General features: G+C 37.4%; 25 protein-coding genes. 20 read left to right on the plus strand and 5 right to left on the minus strand.

Translation table 11 applies throughout. The annotated features are described in order from the left end of the window. Positions 1-15 precede the first annotated feature (15 nt). From OVA16_RS19170 to OVA16_RS19215, 10 genes are all read left to right on the plus strand, one after another. A complete protein-coding gene (locus tag OVA16_RS19170; protein WP_267762589.1) occupies positions 16-1,236 on the plus strand; it encodes a glycosyltransferase in 1,221 nt (406 codons plus the stop codon). Positions 1,237-1,325: 89 nt separating this feature from the next. Beyond that, positions 1,326-2,120 (plus strand): Fic family protein, encoded by a 795-nt coding sequence (locus OVA16_RS19175; protein WP_267762591.1) that lies wholly within the window; start codon positions 1,326-1,328, stop codon positions 2,118-2,120. 46 nt (positions 2,121-2,166) lie between these two features. After that, positions 2,167-2,514: a hypothetical protein gene (locus OVA16_RS19180; RefSeq protein WP_267762595.1), complete on the plus strand. Its 348-nt coding sequence runs from the start codon at positions 2,167-2,169 to the stop codon at positions 2,512-2,514. Between the two features lie 14 nt (positions 2,515-2,528). Continuing rightward, positions 2,529-2,777 carry a hypothetical protein gene (locus OVA16_RS19185; protein ID WP_267762596.1) on the plus strand — a complete coding sequence of 83 codons (249 nt, stop codon included), beginning with the start codon at positions 2,529-2,531 and terminating at the stop codon, positions 2,775-2,777. Between the two features lie 10 nt (positions 2,778-2,787). Continuing rightward, a complete protein-coding gene (locus OVA16_RS19190; RefSeq protein WP_267762597.1) occupies positions 2,788-3,420 on the plus strand; it encodes a hypothetical protein in 633 nt (210 codons plus the stop codon). Between the two features lie 282 nt (positions 3,421-3,702). Beyond that, positions 3,703-5,562, plus strand: a complete 1,860-nt coding sequence (hscA, locus tag OVA16_RS19195; RefSeq protein WP_267762598.1) for a Fe-S protein assembly chaperone HscA — start codon at positions 3,703-3,705, stop codon at positions 5,560-5,562. Between the two features lie 147 nt (positions 5,563-5,709). Then, a complete protein-coding gene (locus tag OVA16_RS19200) occupies positions 5,710-6,240 on the plus strand; it encodes a PH domain-containing protein (protein ID WP_267762600.1) in 531 nt (176 codons plus the stop codon). Beyond that, positions 6,240-7,439: a PH domain-containing protein gene (locus tag OVA16_RS19205; protein WP_267762601.1), complete on the plus strand. Its 1,200-nt coding sequence runs from the start codon at positions 6,240-6,242 to the stop codon at positions 7,437-7,439. The genes OVA16_RS19200 and OVA16_RS19205 overlap by 1 nt, the downstream gene beginning before the upstream one ends. A 29-nt stretch (positions 7,440-7,468) precedes the next feature. Then, positions 7,469-7,756 carry a PH domain-containing protein gene (locus OVA16_RS19210; RefSeq protein ID WP_267762602.1) on the plus strand — a complete coding sequence of 96 codons (288 nt, stop codon included), beginning with the start codon at positions 7,469-7,471 and terminating at the stop codon, positions 7,754-7,756. Positions 7,757-7,921: 165 nt separating this feature from the next. Further along, a complete protein-coding gene (locus OVA16_RS19215; RefSeq protein ID WP_267762603.1) occupies positions 7,922-8,335 on the plus strand; it encodes an SRPBCC family protein in 414 nt (137 codons plus the stop codon). A gap of 216 nt (positions 8,336-8,551) precedes the next feature. On the opposite strand, the gene OVA16_RS19220 is transcribed toward OVA16_RS19215, so the two are convergent. Beyond that, complete coding sequence (locus OVA16_RS19220; protein ID WP_267762604.1) at positions 8,552-8,875, minus strand: DUF493 domain-containing protein; 324 nt, start codon at positions 8,873-8,875, stop codon at positions 8,552-8,554. A 215-nt stretch (positions 8,876-9,090) separates the two neighbouring features. On the opposite strand from OVA16_RS19220, the gene OVA16_RS19225 reads away from it, so the two are divergent. The 3 genes from OVA16_RS19225 to murA all read left to right on the plus strand — a co-directional run bounded on the left by OVA16_RS19225 (position 9,091) and on the right by murA (position 14,025). Then, on the plus strand, positions 9,091-11,385 hold the full coding sequence (locus OVA16_RS19225; RefSeq protein WP_267762605.1) for an ATP-dependent helicase: 2,295 nt from the start codon (positions 9,091-9,093) through the stop codon (positions 11,383-11,385). A gap of 622 nt (positions 11,386-12,007) precedes the next feature. Beyond that, the gene (locus tag OVA16_RS19230; protein WP_267762606.1) at positions 12,008-12,670 is read left to right on the plus strand and encodes a DUF4290 domain-containing protein; all 663 of its coding nucleotides are present in this window, start codon (positions 12,008-12,010) and stop codon (positions 12,668-12,670) included. Positions 12,671-12,699: 29 nt separating this feature from the next. Further along, positions 12,700-14,025, plus strand: a complete 1,326-nt coding sequence (gene murA / locus OVA16_RS19235) for a UDP-N-acetylglucosamine 1-carboxyvinyltransferase (protein WP_267762607.1) — start codon at positions 12,700-12,702, stop codon at positions 14,023-14,025. A 297-nt stretch (positions 14,026-14,322) separates the two neighbouring features. Here murA and ychF read toward each other — a convergent pair whose 3' ends face one another. After that, a complete protein-coding gene (gene ychF, locus OVA16_RS19240; RefSeq protein WP_267762608.1) occupies positions 14,323-15,417 on the minus strand; it encodes a redox-regulated ATPase YchF in 1,095 nt (364 codons plus the stop codon). Positions 15,418-15,803: 386 nt separating this feature from the next. On the opposite strand from ychF, the gene OVA16_RS19245 reads away from it, so the two are divergent. Then, positions 15,804-16,274, plus strand: coding sequence for a DUF5362 family protein (locus tag OVA16_RS19245; protein ID WP_267762609.1), 471 nt, complete (start codon positions 15,804-15,806; stop codon positions 16,272-16,274). On the opposite strand, the gene OVA16_RS19250 is transcribed toward OVA16_RS19245, so the two are convergent. The 3 genes from OVA16_RS19250 to OVA16_RS19260 all read right to left on the minus strand — a co-directional run bounded on the left by OVA16_RS19250 (position 16,275) and on the right by OVA16_RS19260 (position 19,535). Beyond that, complete coding sequence (locus tag OVA16_RS19250) at positions 16,275-17,189, minus strand: serine hydrolase (RefSeq protein WP_267762610.1); 915 nt, start codon at positions 17,187-17,189, stop codon at positions 16,275-16,277. Positions 17,190-17,328: 139 nt separating this feature from the next. Then, positions 17,329-17,652, minus strand: a complete 324-nt coding sequence (locus OVA16_RS19255) for a DUF3276 family protein (protein WP_267762611.1) — start codon at positions 17,650-17,652, stop codon at positions 17,329-17,331. Between the two features lie 101 nt (positions 17,653-17,753). Then, complete coding sequence (locus OVA16_RS19260; protein ID WP_267762613.1) at positions 17,754-19,535, minus strand: ABC transporter ATP-binding protein; 1,782 nt, start codon at positions 19,533-19,535, stop codon at positions 17,754-17,756. Positions 19,536-19,846: 311 nt separating this feature from the next. Here OVA16_RS19260 and OVA16_RS19265 point away from each other — a divergent pair, with 311 nt between their 5' ends. From OVA16_RS19265 to coaE, 6 genes are all read left to right on the plus strand, one after another. Beyond that, entirely contained in the window at positions 19,847-20,935 is a 1,089-nt protein-coding gene (locus tag OVA16_RS19265; protein ID WP_267762614.1) for a Glu/Leu/Phe/Val family dehydrogenase, read from the plus strand. Positions 20,936-21,020: 85 nt separating this feature from the next. After that, positions 21,021-21,941, plus strand: a complete 921-nt coding sequence (gene nusB / locus OVA16_RS19270) for a transcription antitermination factor NusB (RefSeq protein ID WP_267762615.1) — start codon at positions 21,021-21,023, stop codon at positions 21,939-21,941. Positions 21,942-22,047: 106 nt separating this feature from the next. Next, a complete protein-coding gene (locus tag OVA16_RS19275; RefSeq protein WP_267762616.1) occupies positions 22,048-22,491 on the plus strand; it encodes a DUF1573 domain-containing protein in 444 nt (147 codons plus the stop codon). Positions 22,492-22,609: 118 nt separating this feature from the next. Beyond that, entirely contained in the window at positions 22,610-22,918 is a 309-nt protein-coding gene (gene yajC / locus OVA16_RS19280) for a preprotein translocase subunit YajC (protein WP_267762617.1), read from the plus strand. Between the two features lie 148 nt (positions 22,919-23,066). Then, positions 23,067-24,014, plus strand: coding sequence for a YbbR-like domain-containing protein (locus OVA16_RS19285; RefSeq protein WP_267762619.1), 948 nt, complete (start codon positions 23,067-23,069; stop codon positions 24,012-24,014). Beyond that, a complete protein-coding gene (gene coaE / locus OVA16_RS19290; RefSeq protein WP_267762620.1) occupies positions 24,014-24,610 on the plus strand; it encodes a dephospho-CoA kinase in 597 nt (198 codons plus the stop codon). The genes OVA16_RS19285 and coaE overlap by 1 nt, the downstream gene beginning before the upstream one ends. Positions 24,611-24,647: the final 37 nt, after the last annotated feature.

Genomic DNA, 24,647 nt, shown 5'->3' on the forward strand with positions numbered 1-24,647 from the left:
GCAACTTTGTAAAATATGGCAAAAAGAAAAGTTTTATTTATTGGATTAGTTTGGCCAGAGCCTACCTCATCTGCAGCTGGAACAAGAATTGTACAGTTGGTAAAACTATTTTTAGCCAATGGCGATGAAGTTCATTTTGCCTCGGCGGCAGGTAAAAGCGAGTTCAGTTTTAATTTGGAAAGTTTGGGAGTTACCGAACACGAAATTAAACTTAACGACAGTTCTTTTAACGAATGGTTAAAGATTTTAAATCCTTCTACAGTAGTTTTTGATAGGTTTATGATTGAGGAGCAATACGGTTGGCGAGTGCAACAAGAATGCCCAAATGCGCTATTGATTTTAGATACCGAAGATTTGCATTTTCTGCGTTATGCAAGGCAGCAAGCACTTAAACAAAGTGCTGATTTAAATTTAAATAACGATGTTACCAAACGAGAAATGGCCTCTATTTTACGCTGCGATTTATCGTTAATAATTTCCCAGGTTGAAATGGAGGTTTTACAAAAATTCAACATCGATGAAAGCATAATTTATTATTTGCCTTTTTTAGAAGAACCAATCACATCAAGCCAAAACTTTAAAGCTTTTGAAGAAAGAAAGGACTTTGTTTTTATTGGAAATTACCTACACGAACCCAATTGGCAAACCTTAAAGCACCTCAAAACTAAGGTTTGGCCTTTGTTAAGGAAAAAACTACCCGAAGCCTCTTTGCATATTTACGGCGCTTACGCCACAGAGAAAGTAACACAGCTTCACAATGCAAAAGAGAGATTTTTAGTTTATGGCAGGGCCAAAAATGCCAGAACAACCGTTGCTCAACATCGGGTTTTGTTGGCTCCACTCCTATTTGGTGCTGGCGCTAAAGGTAAGTTTATTGATGCCATGCAAACAGGAACTCCAATTGCTAGCACTAAAGTTGGAGCCGAAGGGATGGCCAATGGACTGGAGTGGGCAGGAATTATCAGTGATGATTTGGAAACTTATGTTGACCAAACCACTACACTTTACAGCGATGAAGAGAAGTGGAAACAAGCACAGCATAATGGTATCGAAATTATCAATCAGGTTTATGCCAAAAATCAGTTTGAAGCACCATTTTTAGAACGCATTACCAATATTGAAAAAAGTCTGAAAGATCATCGCCAGCAAAACTTCTTTAGCGAAATTTTAAAGCACCATACGCTACAAAGCACCAAGTATATGTCCTTGTGGATTGAGGAAAAGAATAGAAAATAGTTTTCAGTTTGTAATTTTTAAAACTGCCAACTATGCGATATTGATGCTAAATAACTATAAAGCTGTACATTTGAACAAGCTCAATCGCTATGGAAAATCTAGACTTGCTTATTATTCCTACTAACCTGTTTGCCGCTTACAAAAATGGCTTTGATATTACTTTAAAACAAAAGTTTGAGCAATTAAAAGACAGCGAACTCAGCATAGAGACTTTTAGCTTTTACACCTCGGTTTCTGCCGTTTTTTCTTCAAAAATAGAAGGCGAACCTATTGAACTTGACTCATATATTAAACACAAGCGATTCGGGGCGCATTTTAAGCCAGATTACACACAAAAAATAGATGATTTGTATGAGGCTTATGTATTTGCAAAACAAAATAAAATCAATAAGAGTACCCTTTTAGCTGCCCATGCTCAACTTACTAAACATATCTTAAAACCCCAGCAACAAGGCAGTTTTAGAACTGGAAATATGTTTGTAGTTACCACAACTGGAAAAATAGAATATGTAGCGGCTTTACCTAGCCAAGTGAATGACGAGATGCAGAAACTATTTACAGATATCGAAACATTATTGCAAACAGAATTAAGTTTTGAGGAAGTGTTGTTTTTCGCATCAATGCTGCATCTGGTTTTAGCCAAAATACATTCTTTTGAAGATGGAAATGGCAGAATTTCTCGTTTGCTTGAAAAATGGTTTATTGCACAGAAACTGGGACAGAAGGCTTGGTTCGTATGTAGTGAAAGAAATTATTACGAGCAACATCAAACGTATTATCACAACCTACGACAATTAGGTATAGAATATGAAGATTTAGATTACAACAAAGCTTTGCCTTTTTTAAAGATGTTACCACAAAGTCTGGATACTAAAAATGGATGAAACAATATTTGAAGAATAATTTTAAGGAAACTAACAAAACCGAAAAATGCAAGAACTAAACGACCTAGAAACAATACTGCTAGATGGCTTAGCCGAAAAATACCCTTCCTTAAAATCGCATCTACCACATTTAAGAGTTACCAAACGACAAATATCTGGCTTTAGCTTGTATGTGTATTTCTCTTATGTAGATTTTAGCGAAGAGCCGGAGATGGTTAACGCCCTATTTAGCAATGGCGAAAAAATAGAAATACCTAGTCTAAAAGACGGTTTAAGTTACGTAATTGATGTAACCGCAGGGCTAATTGAACACCTAGAGTTTTCAACCTATAAAGAAAACTGGGACGGCACTTTTGGCGATTACAAAATTGTGGAAAGCGAAACAAATATTTAACCGATATTAGCACCATGGAACCACAAGATTTAAAAGCTTTAACCGACGAACAATTACTTGAAGAACACAAAAAACTGAAAAAGAGCAATACTTTTAACGCATTTTTAATTGGCGCTTTTGTGGGTATTGCATTGTATAGCGGTGTAAAAAATGGCCTGGGATTTTTCACTGTTTTCCCCTTATTTTTCGCTTATTTACTATTTACTGGCAGTAAAAAAGTTAAAGGAGTAAAAGAAGAGTTGAAAGCTAGAAATTTAAATTAGCAATCGCTTTATGATTAACGAACAGAAGCAAAAAAATCTAGAGAAATACAATGCTATTATTTTAGCAACCCTAGCCTATCTAGAAAAACGTTCTGGCCAAAGCATTATTTATGGTGATATTAACCCAATAACCGAGTATTATCAAGAACAGAAAATAAAAACGGAAAAAGATTTCAAAGAACGTAGACTAGACAGACTTAAAAATAGGTTTAAAAGCCTAACTAAAAGCCTACAAAACTCTATTGACTTAAATTTTTCTACTTATATCAAGGAAAAAACCGGTTATGATATTGATATTTTCGAAGATTTACGAAAACGTATTGATATCATTTTTATGCAAAACCAAATTCTCAACCAACAAAATCTTAATGATGTTTCTATAGCTTTCAAATTGTACCAACAGCGTCCAAATAAGGAGAATGATATAGAAAGGCTTAATGTACTCCTAGCAAGATATGTTGAGGGTCAATCAATTTCTAAAACGAAATCAAGGATGATAAACAAAGTTGTCAGAAGAATTGATGAAGAAACAGTAGAAGTAACTATTTTCGATACAACTGGTACGAAACCTAAAACACTTAGAAGAATATATAGAAATTTCTCCAGATGGAAAACGTCGTTTACGCACAACGCAGTGGGCTAATAAACATAATTCTGGCACGTACGTATCCGTTGATTTTCCAAACGTTAACGGGCCAGTTTATGGCACAACTGGAATCCAACCTACTGTTAAAGCATGGTGGAAAGATAATTCAACTATAGTCATAGCAACTAGTAAAGAGTTTCCAGCCTATACAAAACATAAAAAAGTAAGCAGTTTCGAAGATGTTATCACGATAGAATACGTGCTGCACTAACACACCTTTTTTACAACATTCAAACATTACAACCCAAAAACCTTACAACATTCTTGTAACTTTGCCTCATGGCAAAAATATCCATCAATCTGGCAACAGGTTCATTACAAAAAGAAGAAATTATAGTAGGCATTGATTTAGGCACTACCAATAGTTTGGTTGCTTTTATCAATCCTGAGCAACAGCCGCAGGTAATTAACGATGCTGGAAAAGGCGTTTTAGTGCCATCTGTAGTGCATTTTAATGAACAAGGCGATGCAGAAGTGGGTAACGAGGCCAAAGCTTACCTAACTACCGACCCATCTAATACCATTTTTTCTGTAAAACGATTATTAGGCCGTTCGTACAAAGACGTTGCTGAGCACAGCGATATTTTCAGCTATAAAATAATTGATGATGATAGTGATGCCTTAGTGAAAATTAAAGCTGGCGATAAGTTTTACACACCAATTGAACTATCTGCTGAGATTTTAAAAGAATTAAAAGCTCGTGCCGAGCATGCTTTAAAAACGCCTGTAAACAGAGCAGTAATTACGGTTCCTGCCTATTTTAATGATAGTCAGCGACAAGCCACTCGCGACGCTGGAAAGTTAGCGGGTTTAGATGTTTTACGTATTGTAAACGAACCTACCGCAGCAAGTTTGGCCTACGGTTTGGGCTTAGACCCAACGCAGCAAAAAACCATTGCCGTTTACGATTTAGGTGGAGGAACCTTCGATGTTTCCATCCTGCAAATCCAAAATGGCATTTTCGAAGTGTTAAGTACCAACGGCAACACTTTCTTAGGTGGCGATGATTTTGACCGTGCTATATTCAATTATTGGATAGAAAAAAATCAGCTTGATGCGAAAGAACTAGCAAAAGACAATGTGTTAACGCAAAGCCTACGTTTACAAGCCGAAGCCGCTAAAAAAGCATTAACCACCCAAAATCTGTACAACGAAAAATTAGGCGAAATTTGGTGTACGCTAGATAAAGAAACCTTTGAAAGTTTAATTGCAGCTAAAGTGCAAGAAACTATCGAAGCTTGTAAATCGGCCTTAAGAGATGCAGAATTGAGCATAGCTGATATTGATGAAGTGGTTTTAGTTGGTGGCTCTACCCGTACCCCGCATGTTAAAAAAGCAGTAAGTGAGTTTTTCGGAAAAACCCCTCAAGATAACATCAACCCTGATGAGGTGGTGGCTTTAGGTGCTGCTGTACAGGCAGATATTTTAGCTGGTAATCGGTCGAATATTTTATTGCTAGATGTAACACCTTTATCGCTTGGTATCGAAACTATGGGTGGTTTAATGGATGTGATTATCGCTCGTAATAGCAAAGTACCCACCAAAGCTGGTCGCCAATACACCACTTCGGTAGATGGACAAGTGAACATGAAGATTTCGGTTTACCAAGGCGAACGTGATTTAGTGAAAGAAAACCGTAAACTGGCAGAGTTCGATTTAAAAGGTATACCAGCAATGCCTGCAGGTTTACCGAAAGTAGACATCAATTTTTTACTGAACGCTGATGGAATTTTAACCGTACAAGCAATTGAGTTACGCTCTGGCGTAAAGCAGGAAATTGAGGTAAAACCTAGCTACGGCTTAAGCGACGATGCGGTAGAAAAAATGCTAATTGATAGCATCACCAACGCCAAAAGTGATGTAGAACAACGTATGTTGATTGAAGCACGCAGCGAAGGCGAACAATTGGTTTATACTGCAGAGCGATTTATAGCAAAGCACAAAGATTTACTGGAAGCTGCCGAAATTGCCGAAACTGAAACTTACATCAGTAATTTAAAAACAGCTTTGGGAAGCGGAGATAAAGACGCCATCCTTAAAAAAACCGATGAATTAAACGAGTTTACCCGCCCATTTGCCGAGAGAGTAATGGACACCGCTATTGGTCAGGCCATGAAAGGCAAAAAAATAGACGAATAATCTCTAAAGCTTTTTAGGATATTGAAAGCCTTCTTCATAGATTTACTTCATGAAGAAGGCTTTTTTTTTTGAGGCTGGTGTGATGCATTACTCTGAACGGCATTCCTTTAAAAGCTATTTAATCAACTTTAAAACCACAGAACAAACATGCAGCATTTTACCAACGAAACGATAGACCTCAATGCTCTTCCAAAATACGAAGCAACCAAATTCACTAATCCAGATCAAAAATACTGGAACATAATGGTTATTAACTTAACACTATTTTTGCTTCTAATTGGCATTGGCCTAGCGCTAATTATCTTTTTTAATGAAGATGCTCAGCATAACTGGATGATATGGACAAGCCTGTATCTTGTTCTTGCAACCTCACTCTTTTTAGTATTTAGAGCAAGTTTTAAACGCCGAGGTTTTGCTTTACGAGAAAAAGATGTGTTGTACAAAAGTGGAATTATTGCCGAAACCACTACCGTTATACCTTTAAACCGTATCCAACATGTGGCATTAAATGAAGGTTTGCTATCGAGAATGTTTCAGTTGGGCACTTTACACATTTATACTGCTGGTGGCTCTAGCGGAGAAATCCGCATTGCTGGAGTGCCCATTGAGCAAGCGAAAGCTATAAAGGAAGCATTGGCACAGAGCCTAGTCGAAATTCGTAAAACCACAGCAGAATAATGTCTTTAGATTTTAGCGAACCACAACGCCAATCGGCAGCTGGAATATTGATTAATGGCGCTTATATTGTACAGCGTTTTGTACGTGCCATGTTTATTCCCTTGGTCTTACTTATCTTTAAATCCAACAAAATTGCCTTGTTGTACACGGCGTTAGGTTTGGTTGCAGTGCTGGTTGTTTCTTTAATTTACGGCTATTTCTACTACCGCAAATTCACTTTTTATCTCGATACCTTAAAGCAAGAATTTGTGATTGACAAAGGTGTTTTTGGCAGAAAAAATTTAACTATTCCGGTTGAAAAAATACAACAGGTAAACATTAACCAAGGCTTTTTACAAAAACTGATTGGCGTTTACAGCTTACAAGTAGATACGGCTGGCTCTGACAGCAAAGAAGTAAATATTAGCGCTATTAGCGGACAAATTGCATTTGCGTTGAAAGAACATTTGCTAAACGGCGAAAAAGAAGCAATTTCTGAACAAAATAACGATGAGCTAGCTGCATCCCAGCATTTACAAAAGGAAACCCCATTTATAAAAATAAGTGCTGCCACCTTATTAAAAATTGGTCTTACCAGCAACTATGGCCGCAGTATTGCATTGCTCATTACTTTTGGTTATGCTGTTTTTCATAATATTAAAGAATTATTAAAAGCTTTTGATAATGATAATGGACAAATTGAGGCTGTTTTAAAAAGTGGAATTACCATCATTTCAATTGGGGTATTATTGGCCGCAATTGTTTTAATCTTACTGGTAACCAATGTAATTAGAACTTTTGTAAAATACTTTGATTTTCAAATCAGCAAACATCAAAAGTCGCTACTCATTTCTTCTGGACTTTTAGCAAAGAAAAATACGTTGCTTCATCCAAGTAAAGTACAGCTTACCGAATACAGCCAAAACTATTTCCAGAAAAAAATTGGCCTGTTTAATATGGCTTTAAAGCAAGCTCATGCAGGGCAACAACAATCTGAAAAAGAAGTTAGAAGCAATAACATGGAAGTGCCCGGTTGTAGCGCTTCAGAAAAAGATGAGGTTTTAAGAATGATTTTGGGCAAACTTCCGGCTGAAGGTACACGCTACAAACCTAATTTCCGTTTCATGAATTTACCAGTGTTATTCTGGGTAGTCATTCCCCTAGCGGCTTACTTTCTTTTTTTCAGTACATACCCGAGATTAGGCCTTTTTACCCTTTAACCATTGGCTATGTTCTGGTTGCCTCGCTAATGATCTACATCTCGTACACTAAACATAGAATTACGGTTTCCGAAGATTTTATTATAAAACAAAGCGGCATTTGGGATATTTCGCAGGAAATTATAGAGCCTCATAAAATTCAGTCTATAAGTACTTCTCAATATCCTTGGCATAAATCTTTAGATATTGGTCATGTAACTTTGCATACTGCGGCGGGAAATATTTCATTTAGCTATGGTAATTACACCGAAATTAAAATTTTAGTAAATTGGTGGCTTTATCAGGTAGAAAGTAGCCAAAAAGATTGGAGGGATTAAAGACGAAAAATCTTTCGCCCCAATAATCGAATAATAAATAGTAGGGGCGAATATTTTTCGCCGCAATAATCGAATGATAATTAGTACAGGCGAAGCATTTTTCGCACACAACAATTAAATAATAATAGTACGGGCGAAACATTTTTCGCCCCAACACAGAACAATATGGAAAACATCACCATCAAAACAACCATCAACGCCCCAATTGAAAAGGTTTGGCAGTATTTTACCGAAGCCAAATACATTATGCAATGGAACAATGCTTCTCCAGATTGGCATACACCCGCAGCAACCAATGACTTAATTGTAGGCGGCAAGTTCTCTTACACCATGGCAGCCAAAGATGGCAGTTTCAGTTTCGATTTTGAAGGCATTTATGATGATATTCAAGAAAACAAGTACATTGCTTACACCATTGCCGACGGCAGAAAGGTAGAGATAATTTTTGAAGCCAATGGCGATACTGTAGAAATTACCGAAACATTTGAAGCTGAAAATCAAAACCCAATAGAAATGCAACGTGGAGGTTGGCAAGCGATTTTAGATAACTTTAAAAAGCTGGTGGAAAGTGGAAATTAAGCTCATTCTCCCTCATTTCGACTGGAGCGCAGCTTAAAGGAGAAATCTTTTTCTAATGCTAAATAAATAGAAAGATAATAAGATTTACGCGACTAAAGCATCATCACTTCTTTAATCTCGCCGTACGGGCGAAAAATCTTTCGCCCCAACCAAGCCTTTTATCTATACATAAGGGCGAAAAATGTTTCGCCCCAACTAGCTTTTCGCCCCAACTAACTAAAGCATCATCACTCCTTTAATCTCTCCTACTTTTTTATAGATATCCACTACAGCATCAGCATCCTGCATCCATTTTTTTACCGTTATAGAAATGTATTTCCCAGTTTTAGATGGTGTTTCGATAAACTCTTCTTCAGGCAATACTTCTCTTAATTCCTTAATTTTATCTACACCACCTGTTAAAATAAATTTGAAGGCATATAAACCTGGAAAAGTCTGTACACTTTCTAACTTCTCTTTAAAATTAGCGTACATATCAGCATTATTTCCCTCTGGGATATCGTTAAATTCCAAATTGTGGTTTAAATTATTTTCTTCCATAAGCTGCAATTATCAAATTCTATTCCAAGCCTCCCCTAACCCCTTCAAAGGAGGGGAATATCTACTATACTGCCATAAAGTCGCCCACGCGGCTGACATTTATAAATTATCTTTAACCATTTTCAACAATCAACTGTTTAAACAGTTTACACAATTAACCAACTAATTCCCTAGCAATTTCGTATTTTTGAACCTTTAAAAAAGAGGATAAAGATTTGGATTATTTAGCAGGATTAAACCCACAACAACGAGCAGCAGTAGAGAATACCGACGGACCAGTAATGATTGTAGCTGGTGCAGGTTCGGGGAAAACGAGGGTAATTACCTATCGTGTGGCACACTTGATACAAAAAGGTATAGATCCGTTCAATATTTTGGTACTGACCTTTACTAACAAAGCCAGTAAAGAGATGCGTGAACGTATCGAAAAAGTGGTAGGCAACGAAGCTAAAAGCATTTGGATGGGAACTTTCCACTCGGTATTTGCTAAAATCTTACGTGTGGAGGCAGAAAAAATCGGCTATCCAAGCAATTTCACTATTTACGATACTGACGATTGTAAAAGCTTAATCCGTACGATCCTTAAAGAAATGCAATTAGATGATAAGCTTTACGCAGCCAACATTGTCTACAATCGCATTTCGCAAGCAAAAAACAACCTCATTTCTGTTGCCGAATATGTAAACAACCCTACCATCCAAGCAGAAGATATAGGTAACAAACGGCCAATGTTGGGGCAAATTTACGAAACATACGCCAAACGTTGCTACAAAGCAGGCGCTATGGATTTCGACGATTTATTGTTTAAAACCAACGTGTTGCTTAGGAAACACCCAGATGTATTGAACAAATACCAACACAAGTTTAAATACATCATGGTAGATGAGTATCAGGATACCAACCATTCGCAATACACCATTGTAAAAAAATTGGCGGCAGCACACGAAAACTTATGTGTAGTGGGCGACGATGCGCAAAGTATCTACGCTTTTCGTGGAGCCAATATTCAAAATATCTTAAACGTAGAACGCGATTATCCAGATTTGAAAGTTTACAAATTGGAACAAAACTATCGTTCTACGCAAAACATCGTGGAGGTCGCCAATAGTATCATCGCCAACAATAAAAATCAGTTGGAGAAAAATGTATTCTCGGCTAACGAGCAAGGCGATAAAATCAAAATATCAAGAGCTTTTACAGATAACGAAGAGGGTAAGTTAGTAGCAGAAGCCATTGTACAAGAACGTACTGGAAACGGACTAAACTATACCGATTTTGCCATTCTTTACCGTACTAACGCACAAAGTAGGGCTATGGAGGAGGCTTTGCGCAAGCTAAACGTTCCTTACAAAATTTACGGAGGTTTGTCTTTCTACCAACGTAAGGAAATCAAGGATTTAATTGCTTACTTCCGCTTAACCTTTAACCCAGCAGATGAAGAAGCATTAAAACGCGTCATCAACTATCCTCGTCGTGGTTTGGGCGATACTACCTTAGATAAAGTATCGGTAGCAGCAAATGAACACGGCATTACGATGTGGCAAGTCATTTGCAACCCACACCAGTATTTGGGCGGCCGCATCCCTAACCAACTGAATGATTTTTCGATGATGATTAGGGCATTTGCCGCTGAGTCCACCAAATTAGATGCTTATGAAACTGCCTTATACATTGCGCAACATTCGGGCATTTTAAAGGAATTGCACAGTGATGATAGCGTAGAGGGCAGAGCTCGTTACGAAAACATTCAAGAATTACTGGCCGGTATCAAAGAATTTGCCGAACGCGAAGATATTGAAGACCGCAGCTTGGCTATTTTTATGCAAGATGTGGCTTTGTTAACTAACGATGATAAAGATAAGGACAAAGATGTAGATACGGTTTCGTTAATGACCATCCACTCGGCTAAAGGCTTAGAGTTTAAAAATGTATTTGTAGTTGGTTTGGAAGAAAACTTGTTTCCATCGCAAATGTCGTTAACATCGAGAAGTGATCTGGAAGAAGAACGCCGTTTGTTTTATGTAGCCATTACCAGGGCAGAAAAAAAACTGACCTTAACTTACGCCACTTCTCGTTACCGTTGGGGTACGCTAACCTCTTGCGAACCAAGCAGGTTTATTAATGAAATTAGCCCTAAATATTTAGAATTAGATGCAATTAAGGCTGCTAAACCTAGTTTCAGCAGTGGCGGATTTGACACCGAACGTAAATCGTGGAGTCAACAAAGAGAAATGCAACAGAAACCTAGCTCTCAGCAAACTGCTTTCAAACCAAAGCCAAAACCTACTACCTCTATTCTGCCTAAAGCTCACGTACCAACAGCTGGCTTTACACCAAGCGCAGCAAATGAGTTTCAAATGGGGATGGACGTAGAACACGAAAAATTTGGTTTCGGTAAAATTGTACAACTAGAAGGAAAGTTACCTGATGTGAAGGCTACGGTATTTTTTCAAGGTTTGGGTAACAAGCAGTTGTTATTAAAGTTTGCGAAGTTGAGGATTGTGAAGTAATTTATAAGTTTTAGGTTATACGTTTTGCTCGGCAAATTGCTTCGTCATTTCGACCGCAGCGAAGCGAGTGGAGAAATCTTTGGACTTAGTATGAAAAAGCAACATTAAAGATTTCTCGGCTACGCTCGAAATGACGAGCGACGTATGGGCATTGCAAAAACGTACAACCTATGACTTATTACCTAAAACTTTTCTATATTTGTAGACAACAAACCATTCCGATGAATTTCATAATTGAAAACATCTTTGGAAGTTTAGGGTTTTCCCTTAGTCTACAACTTCAGTTTTTAGTTATTTCATAATGATTTGATACAGTTTTTACCTTTTGGTTATTTCAATTTTGCAGGGATTTTGCGATTTGTCTTTAAGCTGACCGTTGTTAAATAAACCTGATGGAAGCGGTTATCTTTTTTGTGTGGTGTCATCCTGAGCCTGTCGAAGGATTTTTGAGTTAATCGCATATGCTTCGATAAACTCAGCATGACAATTGAAAGCAGTTAACGTTAACACAAAAAATAATAGCGTACAGCAGGGCTAATTTGCAATGAAAAACTGACATTGGTTTTCAAAAAAACATACTACAGCAACTTTGAAATAACATCAAAATTTTAATTTTAAAAAAATGAATTTCGATTATAACACCACCAGAAGCGAGTTAATTCTGGCCGAATACGGACGTAATGTCCAAAACATGGTAAAGTACATTATTACTTTACCAACTAAAGAAGAACGCAATAAATATGCCCAAGCCGTTATAGATTTAATGGGCTTTTTAAATCCACACCTGCGTGATGTGGCCGATTTTAAGCACAAACTTTGGGATCATTTGCACATCATCTCCAACTATCAGATTGATGTAGACAGCCCATACCCTAAACCTACGCCAGAAACAAAGGAGATTAAACCAGCGCACATTGGTTATCCGCAACAGCGAATTAGATATAAACATTACGGCAGAACAGTAGAAAAATTAATTGAAACGGCCATAGCCGAAGAAAACCCGGAGCGTAAAGCTGGTATGGTGCAAGGCATTGCTAACTTTATGAAAATGGCTTACGTGCAGTGGAACAAAGACAATGTTGCTGATGAAGTGATCCTTAAAAATTTGAGCGAGCTTTCTGGCGGTGCTTTGGCATTGGAAGAAAACGTAAACCTGCAAAAAGTAGAGTTTAGAAACCAAAACAACAGGCAGAACAACAACAACCGCGGTCGCCAGAACAACAACAAAAACCGCCAAAATAACAACAACCGTCAGCGCAATAACAACAACAAACAAAGACATTAACCTTTTTTAAAGGCAAAAACCAAAATAGAATGAATGCATTTGAAATTATAGGCGGCAAAAAGCTAAAGGGCGAAATTATCCCTCAAGGCGCCAAAAACGAAGCTTTACAGATATTATCGGCCGTTTTATTAACGGAAGAAAAAATTACCATCAGCAATATCCCCGATATTAAAGATGTAAATAAATTAATTGAATTATTAGGCGATTTAGGTGTAACTGTTGAACGTTTAAACAAAGACACTTACACGTTCGAAGCAAAAAACATCAACCTAGATTTCTTCCAATCGGATGTTTTTAAAGCTAAAGGTGGCGGTTTAAGAGGTTCTATCATGATTGTTGGACCGCTTTTGGCACGTTTCGGTAAAGCGGCAATCCCTAAACCAGGGGGCGATAAAATTGGTCGTCGTAGGTTAGATACCCACTTTTTAGGCTTCGAGAAATTGGGTGCTAAATTTGTTTACGACCAAAAAGCCGAGTTCTTTAACGTAGATGCAACCAACCTAAAAGGAACCTACATTTTGCTAGACGAAGCTTCGGTTACCGGAACAGCAAATATTGTAATGGCGGCGGTTTTGGCTAAAGGAATTACCACTATCTATAACGCTGCTTGCGAGCCTTACCTACAACAATTGTGTAAAATGCTGAACCGTATGGGCGCAAAAATCAGCGGTATTGGTTCTAACTTATTAACTATTGAAGGCGTTAAAAAATTGGGTGGTACAGAGCACCGTATGTTGCCAGATATGATTGAGATTGGTTCTTTCATAGGTCTGGCAGCAATGACAGAGTCGGAAATTACCATTAAAAACGTACAGTACGATGAGTTGGGTGTAATTCCAGAAGTTTTCAAAAAACTAGGCATTAAACTAGAGCGCCGCGGCGATGACATTTACATTCCTTCTCAAAAGCATTATGTAATCGATACTTTTATCGACGGTTCTATTTTAACCATTGCCGATTCGCCTTGGCCTGGTTTTACCCCAGATTTGTTGAGTATTGTGTTGGTGGTGGCTTCGCAAGCTAGAGGTTCGGTGTTAATACACCAAAAAATGTTCGAAAGCCGTTTGTTCTTCGTTGATAAACTGATTGATATGGGTGCACAAATCATCCTTTGCGATCCGCACCGTGCTACCGTTAACGGTATCGACAAAAAGTACAAATTACGTGGCATCAGCATGACTTCGCCAGATATTAGAGCCGGAGTTTCGTTGTTAATTGCAGCACTTTCTGCCGAAGGTAAATCTACCATTTACAACATCGAGCAAATTGAGCGTGGCTACCAAGATATCGATACTCGTTTACGTGCTTTAGGTGCTCAAATTAGGCGTATTGATGGCGCAGGGCCAAGCCATTAGGATTTACAATCCCATTGCCGTCATTCCCGTGAAAACGGGAATCTTAAAGCGATAGAAGTACATATTAGAAAAGCAGGACCAGTACATTTCACAATGTTAGTCCTGCTTTTCGGCTTTAGTCCCTCGCTCTCTAACGCTCTATAATGCTCTACAGTAATTATTAAAAATCTACAATTATTTGAGGCTTTAAGATTGCTTCGTTTTCTCACAATGACGAATAACATAAAAAAACCTCATAGATTTTAAAATCTATGAGGTTTTTAAGTATTATAATGTCCCCTTTAGGAAATTTAGGGATTAAACATTAAATCTAAAGTGCATGATATCGCCATCTTCTACCACATAAGCTTTACCTTCTACACCTAACTTACCAGCTTCTTTACAAGCATTTTCAGAGCCTAGGGTTACAAAATCGTTGTATTTAATTACCTCAGCACGGATAAAACCTTTCTCGAAATCGGTGTGGATTACGCCCGCAGCTTGCGGTGCAGTGAAACCTTTGGTAATAGTCCAAGCTCTAACTTCTTGCACACCGGCAGTAAAATAAGTGTACAAATCTAATAAGCGGTAAGCAGCTCTAATTAATTTTGCCACGCCCGACTCATCCAAACCTAAATCTTGTAAAAAGATCTGACGCTCTTCGTAGTCTTCCAATTCGGCAATTTCCGATTCAATTTTAGCAGAAATAATTAATACCTCAGCATTTTCGTTAGCTACTGCAGCTTTAACTTTCTCTACGTAAGCATTTCCAGTTACTACCGAAGCTTCATCAACGTTACAAACGTACATTACTGGCTTTTGGGTTAATAAACCTAAACCGCCAATAAACTCGAAATCCTCTACAGTTAAGTTGGCTGAACGAACAGAATTACCAGTTTCTAAATGATCTTTCACTACTGATAAGATATCGAATTCTTTCTTCGCATCTTTATCATTTTTAGCTTGTTTTTCTATCTTTTGGATACGCTTGCTTACGGTATCCAAATCTTTCAACTGTAACTCAGTATCAATAATTTCTTTATCGCGAATTGGGTCAACTGAACCATCTACGTGAATGATATTTCCATCATCAAAGCAACGTAAAACATGGATGATTGCATTTGTAGCTCTGATATTACCCAAAAACTGGTTACCTAAGCCTTCGCCTTTAGAGGCGCCTTTTACCAAACCCGCAATATCCACTATTTCTATTGTATTTGGTACCACACGTTGCGGCTTAACCAGTTCTGTCAATTTGTTTAAACGCTCATCTGGTACGGTAATTACGCCCACATTTGGTTCTATTGTACAGAATGGAAAGTTAGCAGATTGCGCCTTTGCGTTAGATAAACAGTTAAATAAAGTCGATTTCCCTACGTTTGGTAAACCTACTATACCACATTGTAATGCCATTATATTTACGATTTTAGATTTTACGATTTTAGATTTACTACAACCTAAAACCAAGGCGCAAAGATAAGTAATAGTTTGATTGTTGAAAGGTGGAAATTTGGAAAGTTTAGGGGTTAGGGGTTAGGGGTTAGGGGTTAGGGGTTAGGGGTTAGGGGTTAGGGGTTAGGGGAAATTGTCTTATGGCTTAATTGTTTTATATTGTTGAAATTTTATAATGTTGCAAAGTTATAGCTACCTTGTATGCCCAATTTTTAAGGACTTCGGACTTCGGACTTCGGACTTCGGACTTCGGACTTCGGACTTCGGACTTCGGACTTCGGACTTCGGACTTCGGACTTCCCAACTTTATAAAAAAATCCCTAGCTTAGCATTCACATTATCGAAACATGGAAGACCAAAAGCAATTTGAAAATTTAGAAGAACAAAAATATCCGCAGTTAATAGTAACGGAAGATATGCGCAGCTACATCTACGATATGGCTAAATGGGCAAATTTCCTGGGAATTGTGGGCTTTGTAATTTCTGCATTTTTGTTTTTAGCAGCGTTAACCGTTGGCCCCACAATTAATGCTAATCCAGAAATGGGTAAAATGCTGGGGCAACTAGGCGCTATGGATGGCACCACAATTTCTATTGTATTTATTATTTATGGAGCACTCATCTTCTATCCTAGCCTGCTAATGTTTCGCTATGCAGCAAAAGCAAAACAAGGCGTATTGTATGGCGAACAAGAAAATTTAAACGAAGCGGTAAACAGATTAAAATCAATATTTAAATACTTTGGCGTACTAACCATTGTATTTATTGTGCTTTATTTAATGACTTTATTTTCGGCGGTTTTAGGTGGAATTAAATAGCTAGTGATATTTATCCATTCCTTTTGCAGGCTCCCATTTGCTTTTAGGCTCGAAATAATTCCACAGCATTTTACTTAGTTTACGAACTAAAACTTCTCCTTCGTTATCGTACACCCATCTGGTATCTTTTTGATTTTTTGTAGTGATACAAAAAACATAGTCGCCGTGTGGCGCATTTACCAAAACCACTTCAGAGCGAGAAGCGTTAACAGCACCAGATTTAGAAGCCACCTGCACATATGGAGGAATTTCTGACAATGCTTCCTTATCATAGTAAATACGTATCAAATTGCGGTAAATGCGCTCAGAAGCAGCCGGACTAATCATTTTACCATCTCTTATCAGCGTTAGCAAGGTTGCCATTTCTCTAGGCGTGGTTTGCCCCCAGCCATATTTACGTTGGTTAGCTTGCCTATCTGGTGTTCTCGAATTTACACGAGTATACTGCAAACCATATTGAGCCATTAAGTTGTTAATTGCCACTCCAGTTCCAGCTAAACTTTGGCACCACAAACTTGCGGTATTATCGCTAGTGGTAATCATTAGCATTAATACTTTTGTTAACCAAATTTTCTCGCCATTTTTAAAAGAACCCAAAATATCTTCGCCGGCATAAAGCAAACTATCTTTGTAAGTTAACTGCGCTTTATAATCCAATTCTCCCTTTTCTATTTTATCAAAAATGCCACAGGTAATGGGCACTTTAACCATACTCGCCGTCGGGAAAATGGTGTCCGCATTAAAAGCAGCTATTTTACCCGTTTTTAAAGATTTTACGTAAATACCTACATCACCATTAAAATCTTTTGCCAACCCGTTAATCATTTTATTGAGTTTTGAGTCTACTCTTTCGGTTTGAGCAAAGGCAGTTAGTGATAAAAGACAAGCGATAAAAAATGCGGAGAACTTCGTCATAGTTTTTGTTTTGCCACAGATGCACAGATCATATTTTTCTCATCAAATATTATCTGTGCATCTGTGGCTAAGTTCGGTTTTAAATTAAACAAAAAATCCCTCCCAAACTGGGAAGGATTATATGGTTATTTTTTATTTACTAAAAAGTAAAGTCATCATCAGTTTTTGCTGCATATTCTGTGTTTTCAGAATATTCGTAACGTTTTTCTACCACATCTTGACGAGATTTGATATACTCAACAGTTTCGGTTAAGCCTTCAGTAAATTTCTCAAAATCTTCTTTGTACAAGAAAATTTTATGTTTTACAAAAACGCCATCTTCTAATCTTTTCTTGCTCTCGGTTAACGTAAGGTAATAATCACCTGAACGCGTTGCTTTTACATCAAAAAAATAAGTACGTTTACCTGCTCTTACTTTTTTCGAAAAAACCTCTTCTCTCTCTTTGTTATCGAAATCTCCCATTTTGTTATGTGTGTAGTGTGGTTTTGGTTGGGGTAAATATAATGTAATAATTATCAAATTTCAAAACACAAATGGCAGTAACTGTAGCTTTTTTTGATATATTATAAATTTTCTTCCTCCAAAAGCTGATTTTGATAAAGCTCGGCATAGGCTGCACCCCGCTTCAGTAGCTCTTCGTGTGTACCTTCTTCTATGATCTTGCCCTCGTCTAAAACCAAAATTTTATCTGCATTTTTTATGGTAGAAATACGGTGTGCAATTAAAACACTCGTCCTGCCTTTCATCAACCTACCTAAATTACTCAGAATTTCTTCTTCTGTTTTGGTATCTACAGCAGAAAGACAATCATCAAAAACTAACATCTGCGGCTCTTTAATTAAAGCTCTAGCTATAGATACCCGTTGTTTTTGCCCACCCGATAAAGTAATGCCACGTTCGCCAAGCATGGTCTCAAATTGCTGATCGAAACCTACAATATTATGATAAACCGCCGCATCTTTAGCAGCTTGTTCTACTTGCCCATCGGTTACAGTATTTAAACCAAAGGCGATGTTATTCTTGATGGTATCAGAAAATAAGAACACCTCTTGCGGCACAAAACCAATTTGCGAGCGATATTCTTGCAGGTTTAATTTATTGATAGGCTTACCATCTATCAAAATTTCTCCCGAGGTAATATCGTACATCCTCATCATCAAATTAGCCAAGGTAGATTTTCCTGAACCAGTTTTACCAATAATGGCTAAAAACTGTCCTTTCTTAACTTCAAAACTAATATCCTTTATTGCTTGTATGCCGGTATCAGCATAAGTAAAACTTACATTTTTGAATGTTATATTTCCATCTAAAGTAATCTCTTCTTTGCCAGAATTGATGTCTGGCTGTAACTGTAAAAATTCGTTGATCCGCTTTTGCGAAGCTGCTGCACGCTGAATTAAGGTAGTGACCCACCCCAACATGGTTACCGGAAAAGTAAGTTGGTTAACATAAACAATAAACTCTGCAATATTACCTGGCGTAATGGCCCCATTAATTACTTGCTTTCCACCAATATAAATGGTTAAAATGGTGCTAATCCCTACCAACAATAACATAGTTGGATAAAAAAATGCTTGCACTTTTACCAAACCCATCGAGTTTGTTTTGTAGGCATTGCTTTCTTCTGCAAAAACCTCTTGAGCTTGAGCTTCTCTTACGTAAGATTTCATTACCCGAACACCCGAAAAACGTTCTTGCACAAAAGAAGATAACCTAGACAATTGCTCTTGTATTTTTTCGCTTTTTTGATTGATAATGGTGTTAACATAGTAAATAGCAACAACTAAAACTGGCAATGGCAACAAAGCATAAATGGCTAAGGTACTATTAACAGAGAACATAAAATAGATAACCAGACAGAAAAGTACAGTAGTGTTAATGGCATACATAATTGCTGGGCCAACATACATCCGCACTCTATTCACATCCTCAGTTGCCCTATTCATCAAATCCCCGGTGTTATTTCTACGATAAAAACCTAAGCTCAATTTCTGGTAATGTGCATAGATTTCGTTTTTCATATCGTACTCTATATGCCTAGACATGAGAATAATGGTTTGGCGCATAAAAAACAGAAACAAGCCTCTTAATAAATAAAGAAACAAAATGAGCGCCCCAAAAAACAATAAACTGTATCCAAAAATATCGTAAACAATTGCTTGTCTATCAAAACCATTAAATAATCTGTAAATAGCGATATTTTCTGTAATTAAATTAAAGGCATGGCCAATTACCTGAGCAGGCACCACGCCGAAAATATTAGAGATTACCACAAACAAAACACCTGGTATAACTCGCCATTTGTACTTTATAAAATATTTATTGAGGAAGAATAAGTGTTTCATTGCTGAACAAAGTTACGCTTTTGGCTCATTAGTTCATTCGGGGATTTGGTTATTTGTTGATTTGGTTAACTGCAAAGTGTTGATTTGGTTAACTGTAAAATGAAAACTGTGAACTGTGAACTGTTGATTTGGTTAACTGTGAATTGAAAACTGTAAACTGTGAACTGCAAACTAACCCCTGATACCTAATACCTAATACCTGACCACTGATACCTGACCACTGATACCTGACCACTAATTATTTAAAATACGCCTAGATTTAATGGTTTTTTTGTCTTACTTTTGCAGGGTACGTTTCAACGTTATTTTGTATGCCAGAAATCAATTCTTCTAACCACTCCATTTTAGAGCAATTAAGCCAATCTGGCCACAAAAAAGTGGTATTTTGCAACGATCCCGCCACTGGATTAAAAGCCATCATTGCTATTCACGACACCACTTTAGGCCCAGCTTTAGGCGGTGTTAGGATGTGGAATTACAACTCGGAAGCCGAAGCTTTAGAAGATGTTTTGCGTTTATCTAAAGGGTTGACTTACAAATCAGCCATTGCTGGCTTAAACGTAGGCGGTGGCGCAGCAGTAATTATTGGCGATTCGAGACGACAAAAAACAGAAGCTTTAATGCGCAGTTTCGGCAGGTTTGTTAAAAACTTAAACGGAGAGTTTATTGCAGGAGAAGATGTGGGCACTACGGTACGTGACATGGAATACATCCGTATGGAAACCCAACATGTTACAGGCGTACCTGAGTCGTTAGGTGGCGCCGGAAACCCAGCTCCGTACACAGCAAAAGGAGTTTATTTAGGTATTAAAGCGTGTGTTAAAGAAGTTTTTGGCACTGATGAATTGGCTGGCCGTTCTGTGGTTGTACAAGGTACAGGTAACGTTGGCGAACATTTGGTAGAGTTGCTAAGAACCGACAATGTAGAAGTGTACGTAACCGATATTAACGAAGACAGCATGCGAATGATTGCCCGCAAATATAAAGCGAAAGCAATTGATGCTGACAAAATCTTTAATATGGGTGCCGACATTTATGCCCCTTGCGCACTGGGTGCAACCATTAACGATAAAACGTTAAAAACCATGAAGTTTGCCATTATTGCTGGTTCGGCAAACAACCAATTGGCAGATGAGAAAATTCACGGACAAATGTTGCAAGACAAAGGCATTTTATATGCGCCAGATTATTTAATTAACGCTGGAGGCATTATCAGCTGTTACTCGGAACTAACCGGATTTGGCAAAAAACGCACCATCCAACTTACCGAAAACATTTATGAAGCTACCCGAGAAGTCATCAAATTATCGAAATCAGAAAATATACCAACTAATTTAGCCGCATCGCGTATCGCCGAAAAGCGTATCGAAGATATTAAGAAAATAAAATCGTCATATTAATTAATTTATACACACAACAACACGGTATTAAACCGGAATCGTTCTTACATTCATGTTAAACAGAAGGCACTTAAGAATTAAAGCCATGCAAAATATATTTGCTTGGCACACCACAGAAAAAAAAGACACCGTAAGTAGTCAGAAAATTTTGATGAAAAGCATTGATGAAGTATACCAGATGTACGTTTCAATGTTGGCACTTATTGTAGATGTTACAGAGTATACCGCTAACGACGCCATAGAAAGAGCAAATAAGCATTTGCCCAGCGCCGAAGATCTAAATCCAAATCAGAAATTACTGAACAATAAATTTGTTAGCGTACTTAAGCACAACCCAGAGTATGTTGCCTCGGTTAACAAATATCAAATCAATTGGTTTGCCGATCCAGAACTGGTTAAAGCAATTTTCAACAAATTAAAAGAAACCAAAGAATACGAAGCTTATTTAAACGAAGATTTTGAGGAAACTTTAGAAAGCTCAAAAGAGATCATTAAATTTATTTTCCGCAAAATGTTACTCAAAAACGTGAACGTGGTACAGGCTTTCGAAGATAAATTTATCAATTGGCCGGTAGACCGCGAAGTTATGCAAGGTATGATTGCCAAAACGTTGAAAAACTTCGAATCGGAAAATCCGCTAGAAAATAAACTAACTCCAATTAGTGCCGACTGGAAAGAAGACAGCACTTTTGTGCAAGATCTTTTTGTTTATACGCTTAAAAACGACGATAAATATCAAGCACTGATTGCCGAAAGAACTAAAAACTGGGAATCGGAACGTATTGCACTGATGGATACCATTTTAATGAAAATGGCCATCTGCGAACTGATGAACTTCCCTTCTATTCCAGTAAAAGTTACGATTAACGAATACCTGGAATTATCAAAAGATTACAGTACGCCGAAAAGTAATACTTTTATAAACGGTATCTTAGACAAGATTTTAAACGATCTGAAGAAAAATAACAGTATTAAAAAATTAGGTAGAGGATTGATAGAGGAATAAAGAAATGTTGAATGACTAAATGATTGAATGAGTAAATAAATGATTTACAAGTTTTCAGTTTACAACATTTCAACTTTCGACGTTACAAATTTTCAACAATAATAAAATGAAGAAACTTTTTTTAGTAGCACTTTGTGCGGTTGCCTTTAGTGCTTGCCAAAACAAAACTAGCGAAGGCAAAACCACAACGACAGATAGTATTGCTAGCGAAACACCTGTAATTGCAGAAGCTGACGCACCAAAAGTACAGGTAGAAAAAGCGATTTACGAATTTGGAGAAATTAAGCAAGGCGAAAAAGTAAGCTACGAATTCAAATTCAAAAATGTAGGTAAAACTCCTTTAATTATCACTAACGCTACAGCTACTTGTGGTTGTACCGTACCAGAATACCCTTCGGCACCGGTTAAACCAGGAGAAGAAGGCGTAATTAAAGTAATATTTGATAGTGCCGGTAAAATGGGCCTGCAAGATAAAGTAGTAACGGTTACTTCTAATGCCAACCCTGCTTTTGAGCAATTGCATTTGGTGGGCGACGTTAAGGAGAAATAGTAATTAGGGATCAGGAACTAGGTGTTAGGGATCGGTAAGAGGAAACACAGTCAATTCCGAATGAACTAATGACTAATGAATATTTCAACAATAAATATAACAATAACACAATTCAAAAATGATATCAACAGTAATTTTACAAGCAGGAGGCTCAGGAACACAAACGTTAATTATGTTTGGTTTAATGGCTGTGGTAATGTATTTCTTTATGATTAGACCACAAATGAAAAAAGCTAAAGACCATAAAAAATTAGTGGAAGAGCTTAAAGTGGGCGATAAAGTAGTAACTACCGCAGGTATACACGGTAAAATTGTAGGTACTGCAGAAACTACGTTCTTAATTGAAACAGAAGGCGGTGGCAAAATCCGTTTCGACAAATCTGCAATTTCTTTAGACGCTACAAAAGCTACTGCGCCAAAAGCTTAAAAAATAAGCCACAGATACACAGATTTAGATATACTTCAATTCTATAAATTAAATAATTTACCATAAGATATCTGCGCATCTTTGGCTATCAACAAAATAGAGCCATTTCGATATATTCGGAGTGGCTTTTTTATTGTAATTTTACCTCATGCCTTTTATTAAACTAACCAGGTTAGAACAAAAACGTTTCGGAGCAGTACTGCTGTGCATATTCTGCGCTGTAGGTGCCTGGTTATTTTTGGCCCTCAACAAAAAATACCCTTACACGGTACAAACCGAACTGTTATATAAAGACGAACCACAGGGAAAAGCATTTAAGGCATTACAGCCCGACACGGTAGACTTAAAGGTAGAAGGTACAGGATGGCAACTGCTATTTGCTCGTTTACGCATTAAACCTCCTTCTATTACTGTAAGCTTACAAAAATTAAACAGCAGAAGTTATGTGGTTTTCTCAGAACAGCTAGACCAAGTTAACCAGCAGCTAGAAACATCGCAAAAAGTAATTTCTATCAAACCAGATACGCTTTATTTCGATTTTTCTAGACGAACAAATAAACGTGTGCCGTTAAAATTGATTTCTAAACTTACCTTTGCGCCACAATTTGGTATTTCTAAAGAAGTTACGCTTACGCCTTCCTATGTAAATATTTCTGGCCCACACGAAGAATTGGAGAAAATACATGTTTGGCACACCGACAGCCTGAAACTTAACGATATTAATAAAAATGTAGATGTTAGGGTAAACATCCTTAAAAACCCCATTAGCAATGTGAGCATTTACCCAGCTAACATAGGTGTAAATATCCCAGTAGATGAGTTTACCGAAAAAACCATCGAAGTACCTCTTAGTATCCTTAACAATAAAGAATATTACGATGTAAAATTATATCCCAAAAAGGTTAGTGTAGTGATCTTAGTTGCACTTTCTAATTACGCAAAAGCGGATGAAGACCAGTTAAAAGCCGCCATAGACTTAAACGAATGGAAAATGCTAAAACACAACAAACTTTCTGTTAAAATCACTAAACTTCCCGAATTTTCTAAACTGGTAAGCATTACGCCTAGCAGTGTAGATTTTATCATCGAAAAATAATGTTGAAAATTGGTATCACTGGTGGCATTGGTAGTGGAAAAACTACAATTTGCAAGGTTTTCGAAACCTTAGGCGTACCTGTTTTTTATGCAGATACGGTGGCTAAGCAAATCATGACTACCGATAGCATATTGATACAAGGCATTAAAGATACATTTGGCAAACCAAGCTATTTTGAAGATGGCGCTTTAAACAATAAGCATATCGCCAATATTGTATTTAACGACCAATCAGCGTTAAACAAACTCAATGCCTTAGTACACCCAGCCGTGTTTAGAGCTTTTGACGAATGGGATGCAAAACTGCCAAAGCACCTGCCCTACTCGTTAAAAGAAGCAGCCCTCTTGTTCGAAAGCGGCTCTTACGAAATGTGCGACAAGAATATTTTGGTTACTTCGCCCCATGCTTTAAAAATTGCTAGGGTTACCCAAAGGGATAAGGTAAGCGAAGAGCAGGTATTGGCAAGAATGAGCAAGCAATTTACCGACAAGCAAAAATTGAAACTTGCTGATTACATGATAGAGAACAACGAAAACAATTCGATTATACTGCAAGTTTTAGATTTGCACCAACAGTTTATAGAAATGACTAAATGATCAAATTTTGAATGACTGAGTAAATCATATTCTTATA

The organism is Pedobacter sp. SL55 (assembly GCF_026625705.1).
GTDB lineage: Bacteria > Bacteroidota > Bacteroidia > Sphingobacteriales > Sphingobacteriaceae > Pedobacter.